The organism is Parapedobacter lycopersici, from assembly GCF_024643285.1.
GTDB lineage: Bacteria > Bacteroidota > Bacteroidia > Sphingobacteriales > Sphingobacteriaceae > Parapedobacter > Parapedobacter lycopersici.
Window position 1 is genome coordinate 428195 of record NZ_JAMSLW010000004.1, and the last position, 6575, is coordinate 434769.

Sequence of the window (6575 nt, forward strand, 5' to 3'; positions counted from 1 at the left end):
TTAAGTATGCAATAAGAACTACAAAATCAATTCATTTCCCCGTCTTCCGCCAGTCCGCTGAAGTTCCTCTCGAAGGTATTTTTTATCCAGACGATCGAGCACCGCGGTTACCGAATCACCCGCAGCCGTCGTTCCGGAAACAACGAGCGTATATGCATCAGGACGTTCATAATGCAGCACGAATTGATCGCCCGCATAATGCGGGTTTTTATTTTCCAGATATAGCACATGCGCCGCACTATCAATACGATAATGATAATAATGCCGGCTTGCAGTACCCCCCAATTCATATAGTCGATCCCGGTCATCGCGATGAAATACTTCGCTTGTGGCATGCCAGGGCTGGATCGTTGCGGCCGTTTTAATACTCAGTGTAGACCATTCTTCAAACACCACATTCTGCCAGCGGACAGTATCTTTTTTATCATAAGGAATTTCCCGGCCGTTGAATCGGAATTCACGAACGTTATATAAACCACGGGCATTGGTCAGGCCCGGCGTTTCAGGGTACTGGTATGAACCCTCCGTGTATACCGCATAAGCTTTGTATCCAGCAAGGCCCACAAAAAAGAAAACAAAAGCCGATTTCAGTCCAATCCGCAATTTTTGCTGCCACGCATGAGCATAAACGGGTCGGTACTTGTCCGGCTGCGCCGGTTTAGCCAGGGAAAATACAAGAATGATACGGCGTATATCGTGCAGCAGCAGAAAAGCAGCCATCTGCAGCAAATACAAACTATAAATCGCTTCGCCACCTTCGTATGCCAGGTTTGACAGGAATACATTGCCTTGGAAAACAAGGATCAGAAAGGCGCCGATAGCCGTTGTCCGGCGGTATAGCAGCAAGAGTCCGCCCAGCACTTCAAGGCTTCCCAAAAACACCTCAAAAGAGGGGGCTATGCCCAGGCTTAATGAAAAAATTTTCCAGGCCGACAAATCACCGTAATTCGTATTGAAATTACTCAAAGACGGATTGGGCGCCTGGAGCGGGAAGACCTTGATCAACCCATAGGCGATTACACCGATAGCCAGCCGGTATCGCAGCACAACCCGCAACACATAATACAAACGATCGTAATTCCACTTCAATCCTTTTTTTTGCGCGATCCATGACCATATCCAGGTCAATGCACCGGCAATAATCACAAGGAAGAGCCAATCCAGCAATGTATTCAATCCCCAGAAATCCACGGATTTAATGTGATGTAAAAACTGTGGGGTATACCTGCTGATATTGAAAATATCAGCGAACTGCAACTGCAGCCAGTTGATGGAAAGCACATGCTGGTAATACTTCCAGTCCAGCGGCACGGCCTGTAGCATTAAATAGCTAAAGATAAACCGAAAAATCACTTTCTCCCGGTGATTCCAGGATACGACGGTGGTTTGTTCCAATGAAAATGCCATAACATTCATTATTAATAACCATGATTCTGTTCAAGCGCCGGATCGATAAGTATCTGGCCAATCGGTATTGGCAGCACATATTTATCCGGGTCGGTTAAATTGAGTACTTCATCCGCCCGTCCCGTCCGCACCAGGTCAAACCACCGATGGGGCTCAAAGGCAAACTCAAACCGACGTTCATTTTCGATCGCCAGCAACAGGGTTTCTTTTGTCGACGCGCTATCGGGCTTGAGCTCCGCACGATCACGTATGGTATTCAGGTCTTCCAGCGCACCGACCAACCTTGATCCTCCCAAATTTGCCCGTGCTTCGGCACGGATCAGGTATAGTTCTGCGATACGGATTACATATGACGGATCAACGGGTGGATTGCGGTAATATAAATTCCCATACCAGATGCCCGAACTGGTCTGCGCAACAAGTGCCTTTCTGCCCCCACCAATAGCCGGATCAGTAACCTGTGATATGAATTCATCTGTCGGAAACCAGCGACGGACCCCGCCATTAACCGGAGGCTGCCAATTATTCCGGTGACCATTGGTATTATTATTACTGTAAGCAGTCTCAAAGACCGACTCCCGGGATCCCACCACATTATTGGCGAACCAACTGCTATAGGGCTTCATCAACGTATAATTCGGGTCTTCTATCAACGCGCTGGCATAGAACTCCGCCTGCTCCCAGTCTTGCTGGTATAAATAAAACCGGGCTTTCAGTGCCCAAACGGTATTCTTCGTCGCCCGGACCCGGTTAACGCCAGTCGGCAGGCGGCTTTCCGCCTCGTCCAGGTCACGAAGCACCTGGGCATACGTTTCCGCAAGGGAGCTTCGGCTTATCCCTTTGGTGTCGTCCACCGATTCCGTAGGAGTAAGCACCAACTGCACCCCTCCCCAGGTACGGGCCAGGTCGAAATAAGCTAACGCACGGATAAAATAAGCCTCACCGAGTATGCGGTTGCGCGATGCACCATCAATCAGCTGATCCGGAAGTATGGGCACTTTTGCAATGATGTGATTGGCCTGATTGATGGTGTTATAAATCGCAACCCAGGCGCTTTCCACCTCTTCATTATCGGAGCGGACGTCATGCTGTATAAACTCCCTGTTTACCGTCCGGGAATCCCCCCAAGCCAGTTCACCTCCCTGCAGGTAAATCGCGAACTGGAACGTAGTACCATAATAGCCATTACTCGCCAGCGACCGATAAGCGCCGTTCAGTGCCGTCTCGGCCGAGCCGAGGTCTACGATTGTCACTTCATCCGATGCTTCATCGCGGGGTTGCACATCCAAAAAGGTTTCGCAGGACGCCAGCGAAAAAATTGCCAGCATCATAAGGTTGTAGGTGTTTCGTATGATTGTTGCTTTCATCTTTACCTAATTAGAATTTAAGATTGATACCGAGTTGAAATGAAATGGGTTGGGGTGCCGTTCCCACATCTATCCCGCGGGCATTCTGATCGGCGGTATGTACCGATTCGGGATCGGGGCCGAGGTAATTGGTCAGCAGCCAAAGATTAGAGCCCACTGCATACAGCCGTAGCGCTTTAAGTCCTAATTTGGCCGCTGCATTCCCCGGAAGCGTGTATCCTACCATCAACGTCTTTAAACGGATAAAAGACCCATCCTCCAAAAAGCGGCTGCTTTGCTCAATACCGTAATTATTACCTACACTGGTTGCCCTTGGAACATCAGTCACATCCCCTGGTTGTTGCCAACGGTTCAGGTTATAGGCCAGGATGGAGCGATTGCCGCCTTTGGTGCCCCCACCTTCCATCAGGATTCGATCAAAGCTGACCACCTTATTGCCATACTGATAAGTAAACAGCACATTAAAATCAAAAGCACCAAAGGTGATATTGTTAGTCAGACCACCAAAAAACTTCGGGTTTGCATCCCCCAGCAGCTGTCGATCAGCCACGGTAATGTTCCCATCGCCATTTACGTCTTCAAATACCGCGGCGCCTGTTTGCGGGTCCACATAAAGCTGTTTATACAGCCAGAAAGAATATAATGGATAACCGGCTTCATTCCGGGCCATATCGCGGGAGCCATAGACCAGCGGGAAATCCAGTTGTTCCACGCGGTTCCAGTTCCTGGTAAAGTTGAATTGTGTCGTCCACCGCAGTTTTGAAGTGGCGATATTAGTTGATAAAATAGAGAACTCAACACCCTTATTGCTAATCTCGCCACTATTCGCATAATAGCTCGAAAAGCCCGAAATCGCTTCAATCGGCAGGGGCAACAATAAATCCGTCGTATACTTATTGTAATAATCTACGGTAAGCGCCAGGCGGTTGTTCAGGAAACCAAGGTCCAGCCCCGCATCAAACTGTCTCGTTTTCTCCCATCGTAAATCGGGATTGGCAAGCTGTGACGGACGTGTTCCGGACTGGTCCGTTCCGCCGGGGACCGCCAGGTAGTTGGCGCCGCCGGACCATAATCCAAGGGCTGCAAAATTATTGATCCCGTTCTGGTTCCCCAGGATTCCCAGGCTCGCGCGGAGTTTAATATCGCTTATTGCGTTGACATCCCTTAGAAAAGCCTCTTCCTTAAGTCGCCATGATACGCCCACTGAAGGGAAATAGCCCCATCGGTTATTGGCACCGAATTTTGAGGAGCCATCCGCGCGTAAGGATCCTTCGATATAATACTTATTCCGGTAATTATAATCCACCCGGGCAAAGAATGAAGCCAGGTTCACCTTCGTCCACCCCTGTTCAGCGGTTACTACACTTGCCGCACTGATCTGCGTATAGTTGCTATTGGGAAAACCTGTACCCTGGGCCTGTGTAAATTTCAGGATATTACTTTGGAACGTATTGCCCAGCAAGGCCCCAATATGATGGTCATCCGAAAACGTCCTTCGATAAGTTAACGTCTGCTCATTGATCCACGTACTGTTTTGCGTAATCGCAGAGATGGCAAGCCCGCCGGCGGCGCCTCTTAATGTTTTGTCGGTATTGTATTCGCTTTCATCGTAATTGTTGTAATCCGCGCTCCAGCTTGTTCTTAACGTAAAATAGTCGGCAAAATTGACTTCCCCGTATACATTACCAATGTAGCGCAAGGATGCCGTTTGTACTGACACATCCGTCAGCAGCAAATCCGTATTCTCAAACGCCTGTCTGAACGGTGTACCGTCCGGATTATTCTTGGGTTGGTATGTGGGCGTGTGGAGGGCTGCCTGGAATATCCCCGTGCCCGGACCAGTGCCGGCGCGTACCTGGTTACGGTGCGAATAAGATAGGGTATTACTGGTCCCCACAATAAAATGATCACTTACTTTCTGGTCCAGGTTCACCTTGAAACTCCCCCTCTGAAAATGTGCAGGACGCAGATTAGCTTCCTGCGAAGTATAATTGGCTCCCAGGTAATAGCGTGTAACTGTGCCTCCACCCTGCACCGCTAAATCGTAGTTCTGCAGCTGTGCGGTTTTGAAAATATCACTTATCCTATCGTACGTTTTCTGTTCCTCGGGAAGCCTCAGGCCGGGCACGCCGTTGATCAGCTCGTTCACAGGCCGGAAAGGACGGTTTTCATAGGTTTGATTCAATGTTGGATTGTCAATGCCCGAATTAATCCACGCTTCATTGACCAGCAGGGCATGCTCAGGTCCTGTGGTCTGTTTCCAAAGCCTGTTTTGATCGGCCCAGGCGATCCCCTGTAATGTATTGAAGGTGATCGTAGCCGGTTGTTCATAATTACCTCGCTTTGTGGTGATAATAATGACCCCATTAGCCCCCCTCGATCCATAGATCGCGGTTGCACTTGCATCTTTCAATACCTCAATACTTTCAATGTCGGAGGGATTGATGTCTGAAATGGGAGATGTTGCTTTACCACCCAGATCAACGGACGATAAGCTTTCATTATTTACAAATACGCCGTCAATAATATAAAGTGGATCGGCACTTGCGTTGATCGAGGACGCACCGCGCACCCGTACCACCACTGCGTCCCCCGGAACACCCGACTGGGAGTTGACCTGCAATCCAGCAGCCGTTCCCTGCAGTTGGGCATCAAAGCCGGCGACCGGAATAGCCGAGATATCTTCCGCGGCTATTTTGGCCACGGATCCGATAAGGTCCCTCCGCCGTTGTGTTCCGTATCCTACCACCACCACTTCATCGAGTCCGGTGGCATCCGGCTCCAATTCAATGGTTATCGGACTGCCATCAGCGACAACGGACCTGGATTTATAGCCAATAAAACTCACAATGATGGTATAGGGAAACTGCTGGCCCGTTATAAATTGAAACCGACCCCGGCTATTTGTTTTCGTACTATGGGTAACGCCCTGTAACTGCAGTGAAGCGCCGGCAAGCGGCTCCTTCGTAACCGCATCTACGACCAGACCGTCTAATGTCGAATTTATCAGTGGGGTAGTTTCCTGTGCATTGGCTGACAGCACCGTGATACACAAAAGCAGGAAACAAGGGAGTAGACTGCCAAAAATAAATAAAGTTAAATAAGGTATTCGTTTGTTGATATAGATAGCCATTGCTTATGTTCTTAATATATTCAGTAAACCAACCGGCTGCTGGATTTAGCTGTAAAATGCGCAAAGCCAGGTAGCTGGACACATATTCAAAAAAGAGAAGGTCCGGTAGCCGTGTGCCGACTACCGGCAGCACATGGCCACCTGCATGGAGTAAGCAAAGGGGTTTTTCCGGCCGCATGACAGATTAGGCGCAGTCAGGAACCGCAGTAAAGAAAATACCTGCTTAATAAGTTGTTGTTCGTCCATTGTTAACTAGTATAGCGTGTTAAAATCAAGTAATAATCAAAACACAACGAATTGTGTTTCAATAGCACAGCGCAAATGTATACTAATTAAGTAGACTTTTTTATGCACAAAACATGCTTGTTCAGGTCATAAATTATGCTTAAAATAAATGAAATAGGATAAATTGTCTTTAGGGAGAGTCCTTGGATCGCCTGGCTTCAAGCCCCGGTTCAAACCCGGGATAACCAGGCCGGGTAAGGACCGCAAAGGTTAGACCGGCACGGCCGCTCCGGTATTGTCTTCGCCGGGAGCGGTGCCCTGCGGCATCCGCATGGACCTCAGTTTTAAAGGACGGGATATGTTATGATCCGGGTGCCGGACACCCCCGGGTTACCGCAGGTATGCACAATGCCGGGGTCCATCACCGGATTCCGGGACTGACG

The 6575-nt window shown here is 49.1% G+C and carries 4 protein-coding genes; all 4 read right to left on the minus strand.

The window, feature by feature from the left end; genetic code table 11:
- Positions 1-18: 18 nt before the first annotated feature.
- On the minus strand, positions 19-1407 hold the full coding sequence (locus NEV57_RS10990; RefSeq protein WP_257658372.1) for a DoxX family protein: 1389 nt from the start codon (positions 1405-1407) through the stop codon (positions 19-21).
- Positions 1408-1418: 11 nt separating this feature from the next.
- On the minus strand, positions 1419-2774 hold the full coding sequence (locus NEV57_RS10995) for a RagB/SusD family nutrient uptake outer membrane protein (RefSeq protein ID WP_257658373.1): 1356 nt from the start codon (positions 2772-2774) through the stop codon (positions 1419-1421).
- A 10-nt stretch (positions 2775-2784) separates the two neighbouring features.
- Positions 2785-5907: a SusC/RagA family TonB-linked outer membrane protein gene (locus NEV57_RS11000; protein ID WP_257658374.1), complete on the minus strand. Its 3123-nt coding sequence runs from the start codon at positions 5905-5907 to the stop codon at positions 2785-2787.
- 120 nt (positions 5908-6027) lie between these two features.
- Entirely contained in the window at positions 6028-6153 is a 126-nt protein-coding gene (locus NEV57_RS11005) for a hypothetical protein (RefSeq protein ID WP_257658375.1), read from the minus strand.
- Between the last annotated feature and the right edge of the window lie 422 nt (positions 6154-6575).

Excerpts from the sequence above, each read along its gene's own strand:
- NEV57_RS10990 (WP_257658372.1), bottom strand. The coding sequence starts at position 1,407 with ATGGCATTTTCATTGGAACAAACCACCGTCGTATCCTGGAATCACCGG.
- NEV57_RS10995 (WP_257658373.1), bottom strand. The coding sequence starts at position 2,774 with ATGAAAGCAACAATCATACGAAACACCTACAACCTTATGATGCTGGCA.
- NEV57_RS11000 (WP_257658374.1), bottom strand. The coding sequence starts at position 5,907 with ATGGCTATCTATATCAACAAACGAATACCTTATTTAACTTTATTTATT.
- NEV57_RS11005 (WP_257658375.1), bottom strand. The coding sequence starts at position 6,153 with ATGGACGAACAACAACTTATTAAGCAGGTATTTTCTTTACTGCGGTTC.